Origin of the sequence: Vibrio injensis, assembly GCF_001895205.1 — a bacterium.
In the GTDB taxonomy this organism is placed as follows: domain Bacteria; phylum Pseudomonadota; class Gammaproteobacteria; order Enterobacterales; family Vibrionaceae; genus Vibrio; species Vibrio injensis.
In genome coordinates this window covers 255,964-269,278 of the sequence record NZ_BDJF01000006.1, presented here as the reverse complement: position 1 = coordinate 269,278, position 13,315 = coordinate 255,964, and the positions used below count along the sequence as shown (strand labels likewise).

The following is a 13,315-nucleotide window of genomic DNA, read 5'->3' as shown; positions in this document are numbered from 1 at the left end:
TAAAGGACGACATAATAAAAAGCAAATCGAGTTGCGAATTATTCTATTGCGTTTATTATGGACGTCTAGAAGTCTTTGTTTTTTTGTGGGTAGAAAGGATGCTGAAAATGAAAAATACGATTCGTTACGCGTTAGCGATAACATTACTGCTGGGGCTGACGGCGTGCGGTCAAAAAGAACGCTCTGAAATTAAGGTCGGAGCAACCGTTGGGCCACATGCTCAAGTGGTTGAGGCTGTGGCTAAAGAAGCGGCTAAACACGGTTTAACGGTAAGAGTTGTTGAATTTTCTGATTTTATTACTCCCAATGCCGCACTGGCCGATGGCAGTATCGATATAAATAGTTATCAACATCAACCTTTTTTAGACAACTACAATCGTAATCATGGGGCAAAGTTAGTATCGATTGGTAACTCGATTTTAATGCGGATGGGGATTTATTCTAATCGTCATGAGTCATTACAAGACTTACCTGATAATGCACGGGTTGCGATTCCCAATGATCCGACTAACGGTGGACGTGGTTTACTGCTGTTAGCGGATGCGAATTTAATTACGCTTCGTGATGGTGTCGGTTTCAATGCAACCCCAAGGGATATTGTTGAAAACCCGAAAAACTTGCGGTTTCTTGAAGTCGATGCTGCTCAGTTACCGCGAACGTTAGATGAAGTTGATGCGGCAGCGATTACGATGAACTATGTGATGTCGGCTGGTATTGATCCTAAAAAACAGGGGATTTTTCTTGAATCCAATCAAGCACCATTGGCGGTAATGGTTATTGCCACTCGTGAAAATGAGCGAGACAACCCTTTGTATCAACAGTTTGTACAGATTTTTCAATCGGCCGCGGTGAGTGATTTTCTTGCCGAAACGTTTAACGGTACGATTGAGCCAGCTTATTAGATGGCTATTTTAAGTTTTTGAATAGGAAGCGATAAGGCTATCCCCTCCTTGTTTACAGTGGCAGCGATATTGGTTACGTTCGTTTTCCCCAAAGCCTAGAGTCTATCTAGGCTCATTGGCACTATGGATTATCTAGACCAATCTATGGCTTGCTGCTGTCTTCCTTATTTTATATGGCACTGCTCTAAAAGCACAGGTCCAGTCCCTAATTGGGCCAGTGTGTCTTCTGGATTATACAGTGGGCAAGTTTGCATCGATAAACAGCCGCAGCCGATACAACCGTCAAGCGTATCGCGCAACTTTTCCAATCCAGCAATTCGTTCATCCAAGCTCTGTTTCCACTGTGCTGATAGTGCTTGCCAGTCTTTTTGAGTTGGCGTCCGACTATCGGGTAATGTTGCTAATGCTTGCTGTATTTCTGCCAGAGAAATCCCTAGCTTCTGAGCTGCTTTTATCACGGAAACACGACGTAAAATATCTTTCCGATAAAGGCGTTGATTACCTGCATTGCGGTCACTCTTAATCAGTCCCTTACGTTCATAAAAATGCAGTGTACTAATACTTATCCCACTGCGCTGTGCGACTTTCCCCACTGTCCAATCGTTTGACATCTTGTGCTCAGCCCCGTCTTTTGTACATTTTTCTATAAAAAATCAAAAAAACACTTTACCTCAACCAAGGTTAAGGTTTTAGCCTGTATCTTCATCAAGCACAAGGAGAAGAACGATGAAAATTGAACACATTAACCTAGTAATAAAAGATCTAGAACAGTCATTGCGTTTTTACCGAGCCGCTTTCCCACATTGGAAAATACGTGCGAAAGGTGGAGGAGAGTGGTACGGAAAAGCCAGAACTTGGGTACATTTTGGCGATGACAATCATTATCTTGCGCTCAATGAGTTTGGCGAAGGGAGGAACAGAGATCGTACTGGGCACAGTGTTGGCTTAGCGCATTTTGCTTTTGAAACTCAAAACCTTGATGTAGTGATCGTACGTTTAGAGCAAGCGGGTTTTGAGATTGCTGATAATGGAGCTAATGAGACTTTTCGTCGTAATGTTTACTTTATTGATCCCGATGGGTTTGAAGTGGAGTTTGTACAATATTTAAGTGATTTACCTAATGAGCGTAATACTTAGCTCGATGAAGTAGAGAAAGCGAATAGATAACGTTATTGGATGCTAAGTTGTTGATTTAACGTTATTGCAGGCAAGAAAAAAGACGTCCTGAGACGTCTTTAAACTATGAATTGGTGGAGCTGGCGGGATTTGAACCCGCGTCCGAAAATCATTCATCATTGGTACTACATGCTTAGTCGATCTTTAATTTCACCGTCAAACTGCGAACCGACACGCTATCTAATGGCTATCCTGAATTCATTTTAATGCTTTGTCTCTCAGGCGGGAGACGCGGCACGAGCTTGTTTGGTTTTGACTCTCTGTTATTCCCCGTCTTACGAGCGGAAGCTAGGGCAGAAAGGCTCTCAGCAGGGTATTAAGCTGCTAGTGCGTAGTTTTCGTCGTTTGCGACTATTTTTTTGCGGTTTGTTAACGAGGCCTACCGCACCTCGGCATGCACCTCAGACTTCAAAATTCCCGTCGAATCCAGAATCAGCCCCAGAGGTAGTTGGTGCATAGTACCAGAATCAAAGATTCTGTCTAGCATCAAATGGTTAAGTGGTTACAATTAGCGCAATGAACTCTTCATCACTCGTGCTTTTTCTCTTGCCCAGTCTTTTTCTTTGAGGTCATCACGTTTATCGTGCAGTTTTTTACCTTTTGAAACGCCGACTTTGATTTTGACCCAAGAGCGTGACCAGTATAACGACAGTGCCGTTAACGTCATCCCTTCACGATTAATGCGGCCAAACAAGTTATCGAGTTCACGGCGTGAAAGCAGTAATTTTCGAACACGCGTTGGGTTGGCAACCACGTGAGTTGAGGCTTGTTGTAATGGAGTAATCGTCATACCTGAGATAAAGGCTTCGCCGTCTCGCAAGAAAACATAGCTTTCAGCAATATTGGCTTTACCTTGACGGAGGGATTTCACTTCCCAGCCTTGAAGCTCTAAACCTGCTTCCACTTCATCTTCGATAAAGTATTCATGGCGAGCTTTTTTATTGAGCGCGATAGTGCTACTACCCGCTTTTTTCGTTGATTTTTTCTTTACCATAGTGGATGCATTATACGGATTGGTTAAAAGTTAAGGAATGTCTTTCTTTGCGTAGCATAAGGATATCCCTCAGTAACTTCAAGCAGTTCAAGGTGTAATCTTCAGTAAAGCGAGTCGTGAGTGGTATTTTGCGCTTTCTTGAGCGAATTCATTTAGCGAAGTTCGTTGTCTGATGAATCGGATAACTAAGTTTGACAAGAAAAGGTGCTTAGCTTGAGGTGAGCTAGGGATAAAAGTACAATTCGAGCTATCGTAGTCGCTGAGATAAAAGGGGAAATAATGAAGCAAGTCTGTCGCTCAGCTTTAGTATCGTTTAGTGCTGAGCAGATGTTTCATTTAGTCAATGATGTGGCGAGTTATCCTGAGTTTTTACCGGGATGTTCTGGCTCACGCATTTTAGAGTCTTCAGCAGATAAAATGATCGCCTCGGTCGATGTGTCTAAAGCGGGGATCAGCAAAACGTTCACAACGGCAAATGAGCTGTGTCCTGCTAAGTCGATCGTCATGCATTTAGTTGATGGCCCTTTTCAAACTTTGCGTGGAGGTTGGTATTTTACTCCATTGGATGAACACGCGTGTAAGGTTGAGTTGAAGTTAGAGTTTGAATTTTCCAGCAAAATGATTGAACTCGCCTTTGGAAAAATTTTTACAGAGTTGACCAGTAATATGGTTAATGCATTTACCCAACGAGCAAAGCAGGTGTATGCCTTATGAGTATTGAGTCGGATATGATTCATGTGGAAGTGGTTTATGCGTTACCCCATGAGCAGCGGGTGATGACGTTAGTTGTCAATCGTCATATGACGGTAGAAGAAATCATTCAGACATCGGGCATTTTAACTCTTTATCCTGAGATTGATCTCAGCAAAAACAAAGTTGGCGTCTTTAGCCGTAATGTAAAACTGGATGCGACGGTACGAGATCATGACAGAATTGAAATTTACCGTCCTTTGCTCGCTGATCCTAAAGACATTCGTCGTAAGCGTGCTGAGCAAGCCAAATTAGCCAGTTCAAGCGCGACTAAGAAAGCCTAGTCGTGGTTTGAGGTTGGGTTTGTGATCGCTCGGTGAGTGATTGTTCGCTTTAACGACTAAAAAGCCCATCTAAGTTGTCACCAACTGGATGGGCTTTTGTATAGTAATCGTCTGTTTCAGACCATCGGCAAGCCGCTTTAATTTAGCGTTTCAAAAAACGAGTCACTGGGCTGAAAATCACCAGACAGTTCAATCAGTTGACCAGCATCGTTAAAGTTAACGATCAGGTTTCTTTGCACGGACGGATTATGGCCGGGAGTATGATGGTAGATATAATACCAAGTGTTAGGAAAGCCATTTTCGATTAACATCGGTGAACCTAAAACAAACCGGACTTGTTCTTTGGTCATACCAAATCGGAGTTGTTCAACAGCTTGTTGCTCAACGTAATTTCCTTGGTTTATATCAATACGATACACCAAACGTTCTAAAACAGAGCAGCCGGATAACATCGTCACGGCAAGAGGGATGGCAACAAGCCATTTGGTTAACTGCATAGGTAATATTCTACTACTGGTAAGTGTCAAAACTAGGGTGATAATAAACAAGCCCAGAGCAGAAGTAAAAACTTCACGCTACTCTGAGCTTGTTCAGACTACAAATTTTGAATTAGGTTGCAAACCTTAGCAGAAAAAATGTTTTTATTAAGCTGCAATCAGTAATTCTTTGGCATTCGCTAAAGTCGATGGCGTGATTTGACTTCCGCCGAGTAAGCGTGCGAGTTCAGCGATTCTTTGTTCTTCACTGAGTTTGACCATTTGCGTTTCGGTCTTGCCGCCTTTGGTTTGTTTGGCAACAAACAGTTGATGATGACCACAACCCGCGACCTGAGGTAGGTGAGTAACACAGAGTACTTGGGTCGACTCACCTAACTTACGTAACATTTTTCCAACCACTGCAGCGGTTGGTCCAGAAATACCAACATCGACTTCATCAAATATTAAGCTCGGAGTATCAATTTTTTGAGCGGTAATCACTTGAATCGCTAGCGAGATACGTGATAGCTCGCCACCAGAAGCAACTTTGGCAATCGGTTGTAATGGCTGCCCTGGATTGGTTGAGACTAAAAACGTCACATGATCAAACCCAAGCGGTGAAGGTTGTCCTTGATGCTGAACCACGTCAATTTTAAATTGCGCTTTTTCCATACTCAATTCATGCATACTAAGGCTGATCAACTTATCCAGTTCTTTAGCGTAACGGCCGCGTGATTTGTGAAGTTTTTCTGCGCAGCTTGCAAAAGTTTGGTAGTGGACTGCAACGTCATTTTCTAGCTCTTGGATTTTTTCTTCGGAGCAATCGAGCAAGGCAATTTGCTGTAAAAGTGCTTGATGATGTTGATACAATTCTTCTGGGAGCACATGATGCTTGCGGGCTAGAGATAGTACACGAGAGTAGCGCTCCTCAACGTAAGACATGCGTTCTGGATCAACATCAATGTGATCCAAATAGGCGCGTAGTTCGTTATTGGTTTCTTCCAGTTGGATCATTGCTTCGTTGAGCATGTTAGGTAGCGAACTTAGTTGGCTGTCCATTTCGGCCAGCTCAATCAAGGTATGGCTGACGGTCTGCAGTAAGTTTAACGCATTCACTTCTTCACTTTCATACAGTAAGTTGATCGCTTTTTGGCAGTTAATAGCCAGATCGCCACTGTTAGATAAACGTTTGTGTTCCTGCTCTAATTCGATGAATTCTTCTTCACCCAGCGCCAGTTCATTAAGTTCTTTGATTTGATATTCAAGAAGCTGTAATTGAGCTTGGTTCTGTTGGCTGTTTTCACGTAACTGTTTTAAATGGTGGTTAACTTGACGCCACTGTTGATAGGTCAGTCGAGTCTGCTTGAGTAAATCCAGATGTCCGGCATATTGATCGAGCATAGCCAGTTGCAATTCGGGTTTCATCAGTTGCTGATGGGCGTGTTGACCGTGAATATTGATCAGCAGTTGACCTAGTGACTTTAGTTGCGAAAGAGGGACTGGACTACCGTTAATAAAGGCCCTTGAACGCCCGTCTTTACTGATGATTCTACGCAAAATGCACTCTTTACCATCCAGTAAATCATTATCTTCTAACCATCGTGTGGCGTGCAGATTGTTATCAAGAATAAAAGCGGCGCTGACTTCCGTCTTTTCTTCATCTTGACGCACCATGCTGGCTTCTGCTCGTCCTCCTAGGCACAAACTGAGTGCATCGATGGCAATCGATTTTCCTGCACCGGTTTCACCGGTGATGGTTGTCATGCCTTTAGACAATTCGAGTTGCAGTGATTTGACAATCGCAAAATTATTTACACTAAGATGAGCCAGCATTTGTGCACCTGTATAATTAAACAATACTGTATATAGTAACAGTATATACTGTTTCTTTATACAGTAAAGTTGTCCAGGCGGAAAAATTTAACTCAGATCACAGCGGATAGTCGGTCAGTACTAAAAGAGCTTACTTGACCAGCCTAATTTATTACGTAACACACGATAATAGCTGTAATCTTTTGGATGAATGAGTCTTAGCACATTTGGGCTTTGGTAAATATGCACTTCATCACCGGGTGAAACAGGCAATGAAACCTGCCCGTCACAACTGACTTCTTGAATCCCTCTATTTTCTGGTGATACAACCAACTTAATGCGTCGATTTCCATCAACCACTAAAGGACGACAGGATAAGGTATGTGGAAACATAGGGACTAAGGTAATCGCATTTAAACTGGGCGATAAAATGGGGCCGCCTCCTGATAATGAATAAGCGGTTGATCCTGTCGGTGTTGAGACAATTAAGCCATCTGAACGCTGTGAAAAGGCGAAGTTGTCATCGATATACACCTCAAATTCGATCATATGCGCGATTTTCCCAGGGTGCAAGACCGCTTCATTGAGCGCCGCATTATGGCTTTTTACTTGGCCATGACGATGAATTTCGGCTTCGAGTAGAAAACGAGTTTCTTCAAGGTAATCACCAGCGAGTACGGCCGTTAATTGTTCTTCAAAGTCATCTGGATTGAGGTCAGTTAAAAAGCCTAGGTTGCCACGGTTAACACCAATCACTGAAATATCAAAGCGTGACAAAACGCGCGCGGCTCCAAGCATGTTGCCATCTCCCCCGACAACGATGGCTAAATCGGCGATCTTGCCAAGTTCGACTAAACTGGCAAAGTGTTCGGCAGGAATGTCAGTCAATAGTTCACGCAAGCGATCGTCAATAAATACTGACTTGCCTATCGAAATAAGCCAAGTGTACAGTTCTTTATGTGTTTGAATTGCTTGTTTATTTCTTGGTTTACCTATGATAGCGATCACGCTAAATGGATTTTTCATACGTTTTCCAACTGAATTAGGCTTGAATCAGAATTCTTCATCCCCATAATAAGGGCAAGTGACGCTTTTATGCGAATTTTTGTGTCAAGAAACCACGATAATATGGTTCTTTTGCACAATCTTGATAGGTATTCTGGAGAGATCATGAGCCAAGAAGAGAAAAAAATCCAAGAAGAAGAGCTACAACAAACAGTAGAAACCGAAGCTGAAGTTGTAGGGACGGATGCCGATATTGACTGGAATCAAGAGGTTGACTCAGAAGAAGGCCAAGAAACGAAAATTGCTCAATTAGAAGCGGCGTTATTAGCCAGTGAAGCTCGCGCTAAGGAAAATCATGAAGCGATGCTGCGTGCCTTGGCCGATGTTGAGAACATGCGCCGTCGCTCCGAGCAAGAAGTTGATAAAGCGCGCAAGTATGCCCTTGGCCGTTTTGTCGAAGAGTTATTGCCAGTGCTGGATAATATCGAGCGTGCGATTGACGCGGCAGATTGTGAAAACGAAGTGATTAAACCTTTCCTTGAAGGTGTTGAGCTAACGCACAAAAGTTTTGTCGATGCAGTGACGAAATTTGGCGTTTCGGTCATTAACCCAGAAGGCGAAACTTTTAATCCTGAGTTCCATCAAGCGATGTCGATTCAAGAAAGTCCAGATCATCCATCGAATACCGTGATGTTTGTGATGCAGAAAGGTTATGAACTTAACGGTCGCGTTGTTCGCCCTGCGATGGTGATGGTTGCCAAATAACGTGGTTGATTAAACGCCGTTATTATTGAAGCGAAGTCAGTGAGACTTCGCTTCTTGTTTTTAGAGATTGAGAGAGTGAAGAATACCCAGTTGTCGATGCAAGGGCAGATAACTCGGTATATCGTCATTAAAAATTAGATTTTTTTACTATTTCCCCTTGAAATGCATGGGCTCGCCCTTATCTATGGGGCATAAGAGAAGCAAACATTCACGTTTTTGTTTGTGATCGGGGTTGAATCCCGATTCTCCACCCCCACATAAGGGGTATAGCAAAAAACGAACATAGAATTATTTTGGAGATAGCCTGATGGGTAGAATCATTGGTATTGACTTAGGTACGACAAACTCATGTGTTGCTGTATTGGATGGTAACAAACCTCGTGTGATTGAAAACGCAGAGGGTGAGCGTACAACCCCTTCTGTTATTGCTTATACAGATGGTGAAACCTTGGTTGGTCAGCCAGCCAAACGTCAAGCGGTAACCAACCCTGAAAATACGCTATTTGCAATTAAGCGTCTAATCGGTCGCCGTTTTGAAGATGAAGAAGTTCAGCGCGACATCGAAATCATGCCTTACAAAATCGTTAAGGCTGACAACGGCGATGCGTGGGTTGAAGCTCGTGGCCAAAAAATGGCGGCACCACAAGTCTCTGCTGAAGTTCTGAAAAAAATGAAGAAAACGGCGGAAGACTTTCTTGGTGAGAAAGTCACTGGCGCAGTCATTACTGTACCTGCTTATTTTAACGATGCGCAACGTCAAGCAACTAAAGATGCTGGCCGTATCGCGGGTCTAGAAGTTAAACGTATCATCAACGAACCAACGGCAGCGGCCCTCGCGTATGGTCTAGATAAGCAAGGCGGCGATCGCGTTATCGCGGTTTATGACCTTGGTGGTGGTACTTTCGATATTTCTATCATCGAAATTGATGAAGTTGAAGGCGAGAAAACCTTTGAAGTATTAGCAACTAACGGTGATACCCACCTTGGTGGTGAAGACTTCGATAACCGTATGATCAATTACTTGGTAGATGAGTTCAAGAAAGAGCAAGGTATCAACCTGAAAAGCGATCCACTCGCGATGCAGCGTCTGAAAGAAGCGGCAGAAAAAGCGAAGATCGAACTCTCTTCGGCTCAGCAAACTGACGTTAATCTGCCTTACATTACGGCGGATGCGACTGGTCCTAAACACATGAACATTAAAGTGACTCGTGCGAAACTTGAGTCATTAGTGGAAGACTTGGTACAGCGTTCTCTTGAGCCATTAAAAGTTGCACTTGCTGATGCGGATTTGTCAGTAAAAGACATTACCGATGTCATCTTGGTTGGTGGTCAAACACGTATGCCAATGGTTCAGAAGAAAGTGGCTGAATTCTTTGGTAAAGAAGCGCGTAAAGACGTTAACCCAGATGAAGCGGTCGCCGTTGGTGCTGCAGTTCAAGGTGGTGTTCTTGCTGGTGATGTGAAAGACGTTCTACTGCTTGACGTAACCCCTCTGTCTCTTGGTATTGAGACTATGGGTGGGGTAATGACTAAGCTGATTGAGAAAAATACGACCATTCCAACTAAAGCGAATCAAGTATTCTCAACAGCAGAAGATAACCAAAGTGCAGTAACGATTCATGTTTTACAAGGTGAACGTAAGCAAGCGATGTATAACAAGTCGCTAGGTCAGTTCAACCTAGAAGGCATTAATGCCGCGCCTCGTGGTATGCCACAAATTGAAGTGACTTTCGATTTGGATGCTGACGGTATCTTGCACGTTTCTGCTAAAGATAAGCAAACTGGTAAAGAGCAAAACATCACTATCCAAGCGTCTGGTGGTTTGAGCGAAGCTGAAATCGAGAAAATGGTTCAAGAAGCGGAAGCAAACAAAGAAGCGGATAAGAAGTTTGAAGAGTTGGCAACCACTCGTAACCAAGCTGACCAAATGATCCACGCAACGCGTAAGCAAGTGGAAGAAGCGGGCGATGCGCTACCTGCCGATGAAAAAGAGAAAATTGAAGCGGCAATTAATGAGCTAGAAACAGCGAAGAAAGGCGAAGATAAAGCCGAGATCGATGCGAAAGTTCAAGCGCTGATGGCAGCTGCTCAAAAACTGATGGAAATTGCTCAGCAACAGGCTCAAGCACAAAATGCGGGCGCTGAACAGCAATCTGCACAAGACGATGTAGTGGATGCTGAGTTTGAAGAAGTGAAAGACGACAAGAAATAAGTTTTCTTGACTCGGTAGCCTTGTCTGCCGAGAGTCTGAAACGGTCTGATTGCGGGCGTTTGGGGGAACTCTAACGCCCGTAAATTTGTGGTGATATCCGTGTCTATAAAGATAAGGGAACCATTAGTAATATTCTTAGCACCTTTATCTATATTGATACAAACACCGAGCGGTAAACCCGTTGGTAGTAATAATTGGTGATTAAAAACATGTCAAAACGTGATTTTTACGAAGTATTAGGCGTTAGCCGTGATGCCTCAGAGCGCGATATTAAAAAGGCCTATAAGCGCCTAGCAATGAAATTTCACCCCGATCGCAATCCGGGTGATGCCAGTGCTGCGGATAAGTTTAAAGAAGTAAAAGAAGCGTACGAAATTCTAACTGATCCGCAAAAGAAAGCGGCCTATGATCAATATGGCCATCGAGCCTTTGAACAAGGCGCTGGTGGCTTTGGCGGCGGTGGCTTTAGTGGTGGCGGTGCCGATTTTGGAGATATCTTCGGCGATGTCTTCGGTGATATTTTTGGCGGTGGTCGCCGTGGCGGTGGCGCTCCTCGTCCACAGCGTGGCGCAGATCTGCGTTACAATATGGAGTTGACCTTAGAAGAAGCGGTTCGTGGCTGCAGTAAAGAGATTGAAGTCCCAACCCTGGTTCATTGTGATTCATGTGATGGAACCGGTGCTAAGAAAGGAACTTCAGCTCAAACCTGTGGAACGTGTCATGGTCACGGACAAGTGCAGATGCGTCAAGGCTTCTTTGCTGTTCAGCAGACCTGTCCTACCTGTCATGGTAAAGGCAAAATCATTAAAGATCCTTGTAATGTTTGTCATGGTCAAGGTCGTAAGCAGAAGACCAAAACCCTTAACGTCAAAATTCCTGCGGGAGTCGACACTGGGGATCGCATCCGTTTAGCCAACGAAGGTGAAGCGGGAGATATGGGCGCACCAGCCGGAGATTTATACGTACAAGTTCATGTTAAAGAACATCACATTTTTGAGCGTGATGGTAATAACTTGTACTGTGAAGTCCCGGTGAGTTTTGCTATGGCCGCTTTAGGTGGTGAAGTTGAAGTACCGACGCTCGATGGGCGAGTGAATCTCAAAGTGCCAGAAGAAACTCAAACCGGACGTATGTTCCGCATGCGTGGTAAAGGGGTTAAGAGTGTTCGTGGCGGTGCTATTGGTGATTTAATTGTCAAATTGGTCGTGGAAACGCCGGTTAAACTCAGCGCACGTCAAAAAGAGTTACTGCGTGAGCTTGAAGACTCTTGTGGTGGAGATGCGGCAAATAAGCATAAACCGAAATCAGAGGGCTTTTTCAACGGCGTTAAAAAGTTTTTTGATGATTTGACCAGTTAATTAGCGCGGTTTTATATAATAAGGCTGGAAAGATGAATTTCCAGCCTTAACTCCCTTTCTGAGCCTCGTCATGCGGTCCTCTATCGTTATCGGGATTCGTTCACTTCGTTTTTCCCACCAATCACTTGATACTATATTTGTTAGTGACAAGAAGAGAATTTATCCTTGGTTACGATAAATGTGAGATAAATCACCCTAAATCCGCTATAGTGCTCGGCTAATATTAAGAATCATCGGCTGTCTGTTTAAGGAACCCGTTAAATGTCATTTTTATCTCAAGGTTTTGCCCCTGAATTGGTTAAAGCGCTAACAGAATGTGGTTATGAAAAATTAACCCCAATTCAGCAACAAGCGATCCCCGAGGCTCGCAAAGGGCATGATATTTTTGCAACGGCGCAAACCGGTACTGGCAAAACAGCCGCGTTTTCATTACCAGTTATCCAACGCTTATTAGATAGTGGCAAAAAGCCCTCTCCGCATACTGCGCGAGCGTTGATCTTAGCGCCAACTCGTGAATTAGCTGCTCAAATCGCTCAAAATATTAAAGACTACGTTAAATATACTTCGCTGAGTGTTACCGCCGTTTACGGTGGCAATAAAATGTCTTCGCAAGTACGTCAACTCGAGAGTGGGGTTGACATCTTGGTCGCAACTCCGGGGCGTTTAGAAGAGCATTTAAGTGAAGGCAATGTCTCACTGGCCAATTTAGAGTTTTTGGTTTTTGATGAAGCGGATCGTATTTTAGATATGGGGTTTATCAACCCAGTACGCAAGATCATGCTGGAAGTTGAAACATCGCCACAAATCATGATGTTCTCAGCGACCACATCAACTCAACTCAACCAATTGGCTGGTGATATTTTACGTAAGCCGAAACGGATTAATGCCGATCGTGCTAATACGACAGCAAGTACTGTTGCGCATGTAGTTTATCCTGTGGATCAAGAACGTAAAACGGAGCTGCTTTCTGAGTTGATTGGCCGTAAAAACTGGCAGCAGGTTTTGGTGTTTGTGAACTACAAAGAAACCGCTAATCAAGTGGTTAAAGAACTCAAATTAGATGGCATTAAAGCGGTGATCTGTCATGGTGATAAAGGACAAAGTGCCCGTCGCCGTGCATTGGATGAATTTAAAGAGGGCAAAGCCCGAGTGATGGTCGCTACGGATGTTGCTGCGCGTGGGTTAGATATTGTCGATCTGCCTCATGTCATTAACTATGATATGCCTTTTTTAGCTGAGGATTATGTGCATCGCATTGGGCGCACTGGTCGGGCGGGTAAGCAAGGTCATGCAGTATCGTTTGTCAGTCGTGAAGAAGAGTTAACACTAATTCAAGTTGAGAAGCTTATTCAGCAACGCATTCGTCGTGTTGAGCAGCCTGGGTATGAACCGAAAAAACGCGATGCTTACCTTGAAAAATTGCAGACGAAAGCGGCTTTTAAAGATCGTCAAGGCCGTCGTAACAACCCGAATGAAGATAAGCCAGATCAAGCTTCTGCTGAACGTCGTTTATCAATGATGAACCGTTTAAAAAACCGCAACAAGTAATTGTACTATGATTGACAAAAAAGCTACTTTAGG

Annotated in this window: 13 protein-coding genes and 1 other RNA gene; 8 read left to right on the top strand and 6 right to left on the bottom strand. The window is 43.7% G+C overall.

The genetic code is table 11. The annotated features are described in order from the left end of the window. The first annotated feature begins 98 nt into the window (after window positions 1-98). Window positions 99-902 (top strand): MetQ/NlpA family ABC transporter substrate-binding protein, encoded by an 804-nt coding sequence (locus BSR11_RS01415; RefSeq protein WP_072668720.1) that lies wholly within the window; start codon window positions 99-101, stop codon window positions 900-902. 164 nt (window positions 903-1,066) lie between these two features. On the opposite strand, the gene soxR is transcribed toward BSR11_RS01415, so the two are convergent. Then, on the bottom strand, window positions 1,067-1,513 hold the full coding sequence (soxR, locus tag BSR11_RS01410) for a redox-sensitive transcriptional activator SoxR (protein WP_072668719.1): 447 nt from the start codon (window positions 1,511-1,513) through the stop codon (window positions 1,067-1,069). 115 nt (window positions 1,514-1,628) lie between these two features. Here soxR and BSR11_RS01405 point away from each other — a divergent pair, with 115 nt between their 5' ends. Beyond that, a complete protein-coding gene (locus tag BSR11_RS01405) occupies window positions 1,629-2,039 on the top strand; it encodes a VOC family protein (RefSeq protein WP_072668718.1) in 411 nt (136 codons plus the stop codon). Window positions 2,040-2,150: 111 nt separating this feature from the next. On the opposite strand, the gene ssrA is transcribed toward BSR11_RS01405, so the two are convergent. Together ssrA and smpB are read right to left on the bottom strand one after the other, a co-directional pair. Continuing rightward, window positions 2,151-2,518, bottom strand: a transfer-messenger RNA (tmRNA) gene (gene ssrA, locus BSR11_RS01400). 68 nt (window positions 2,519-2,586) lie between these two features. Then, window positions 2,587-3,072: an SsrA-binding protein SmpB gene (gene smpB / locus BSR11_RS01395; protein WP_004395790.1), complete on the bottom strand. Its 486-nt coding sequence runs from the start codon at window positions 3,070-3,072 to the stop codon at window positions 2,587-2,589. Window positions 3,073-3,351: 279 nt separating this feature from the next. On the opposite strand from smpB, the gene BSR11_RS01390 reads away from it, so the two are divergent. Both BSR11_RS01390 and BSR11_RS01385 read left to right on the top strand, forming a co-directional pair. Then, window positions 3,352-3,786 (top strand): SRPBCC family protein, encoded by a 435-nt coding sequence (locus BSR11_RS01390; RefSeq protein WP_072668717.1) that lies wholly within the window; start codon window positions 3,352-3,354, stop codon window positions 3,784-3,786. Continuing rightward, entirely contained in the window at window positions 3,783-4,106 is a 324-nt protein-coding gene (locus BSR11_RS01385; protein ID WP_072668716.1) for an RnfH family protein, read from the top strand. The genes BSR11_RS01390 and BSR11_RS01385 overlap by 4 nt, the downstream gene beginning before the upstream one ends. A 137-nt stretch (window positions 4,107-4,243) precedes the next feature. Here the strand turns inward: BSR11_RS01385 and bamE are convergent, their stop codons facing one another. The 3 genes from bamE to nadK all read right to left on the bottom strand — a co-directional run bounded on the left by bamE (window position 4,244) and on the right by nadK (window position 7,420). Then, window positions 4,244-4,603, bottom strand: coding sequence for an outer membrane protein assembly factor BamE (gene bamE, locus BSR11_RS01380; protein WP_072668715.1), 360 nt, complete (start codon window positions 4,601-4,603; stop codon window positions 4,244-4,246). 147 nt (window positions 4,604-4,750) lie between these two features. Next, window positions 4,751-6,415: a DNA repair protein RecN gene (gene recN / locus BSR11_RS01375; protein ID WP_072668714.1), complete on the bottom strand. Its 1,665-nt coding sequence runs from the start codon at window positions 6,413-6,415 to the stop codon at window positions 4,751-4,753. A gap of 120 nt (window positions 6,416-6,535) precedes the next feature. After that, a complete protein-coding gene (gene nadK, locus BSR11_RS01370) occupies window positions 6,536-7,420 on the bottom strand; it encodes an NAD(+) kinase (protein WP_072668713.1) in 885 nt (294 codons plus the stop codon). Between the two features lie 144 nt (window positions 7,421-7,564). Here nadK and grpE point away from each other — a divergent pair, with 144 nt between their 5' ends. From grpE to BSR11_RS01350, 4 genes are all read left to right on the top strand, one after another. Next, window positions 7,565-8,164 (top strand): nucleotide exchange factor GrpE, encoded by a 600-nt coding sequence (gene grpE, locus BSR11_RS01365; RefSeq protein WP_072668712.1) that lies wholly within the window; start codon window positions 7,565-7,567, stop codon window positions 8,162-8,164. 307 nt (window positions 8,165-8,471) lie between these two features. Beyond that, window positions 8,472-10,376 carry a molecular chaperone DnaK gene (dnaK, locus tag BSR11_RS01360; RefSeq protein WP_072668711.1) on the top strand — a complete coding sequence of 635 codons (1,905 nt, stop codon included), beginning with the start codon at window positions 8,472-8,474 and terminating at the stop codon, window positions 10,374-10,376. A gap of 209 nt (window positions 10,377-10,585) precedes the next feature. Then, window positions 10,586-11,734, top strand: a complete 1,149-nt coding sequence (gene dnaJ, locus BSR11_RS01355) for a molecular chaperone DnaJ (protein ID WP_072668710.1) — start codon at window positions 10,586-10,588, stop codon at window positions 11,732-11,734. A 261-nt stretch (window positions 11,735-11,995) separates the two neighbouring features. Continuing rightward, window positions 11,996-13,282 (top strand): DEAD/DEAH box helicase, encoded by a 1,287-nt coding sequence (locus BSR11_RS01350; RefSeq protein ID WP_072668709.1) that lies wholly within the window; start codon window positions 11,996-11,998, stop codon window positions 13,280-13,282. The last annotated feature ends 33 nt before the right edge of the window (window positions 13,283-13,315 follow it).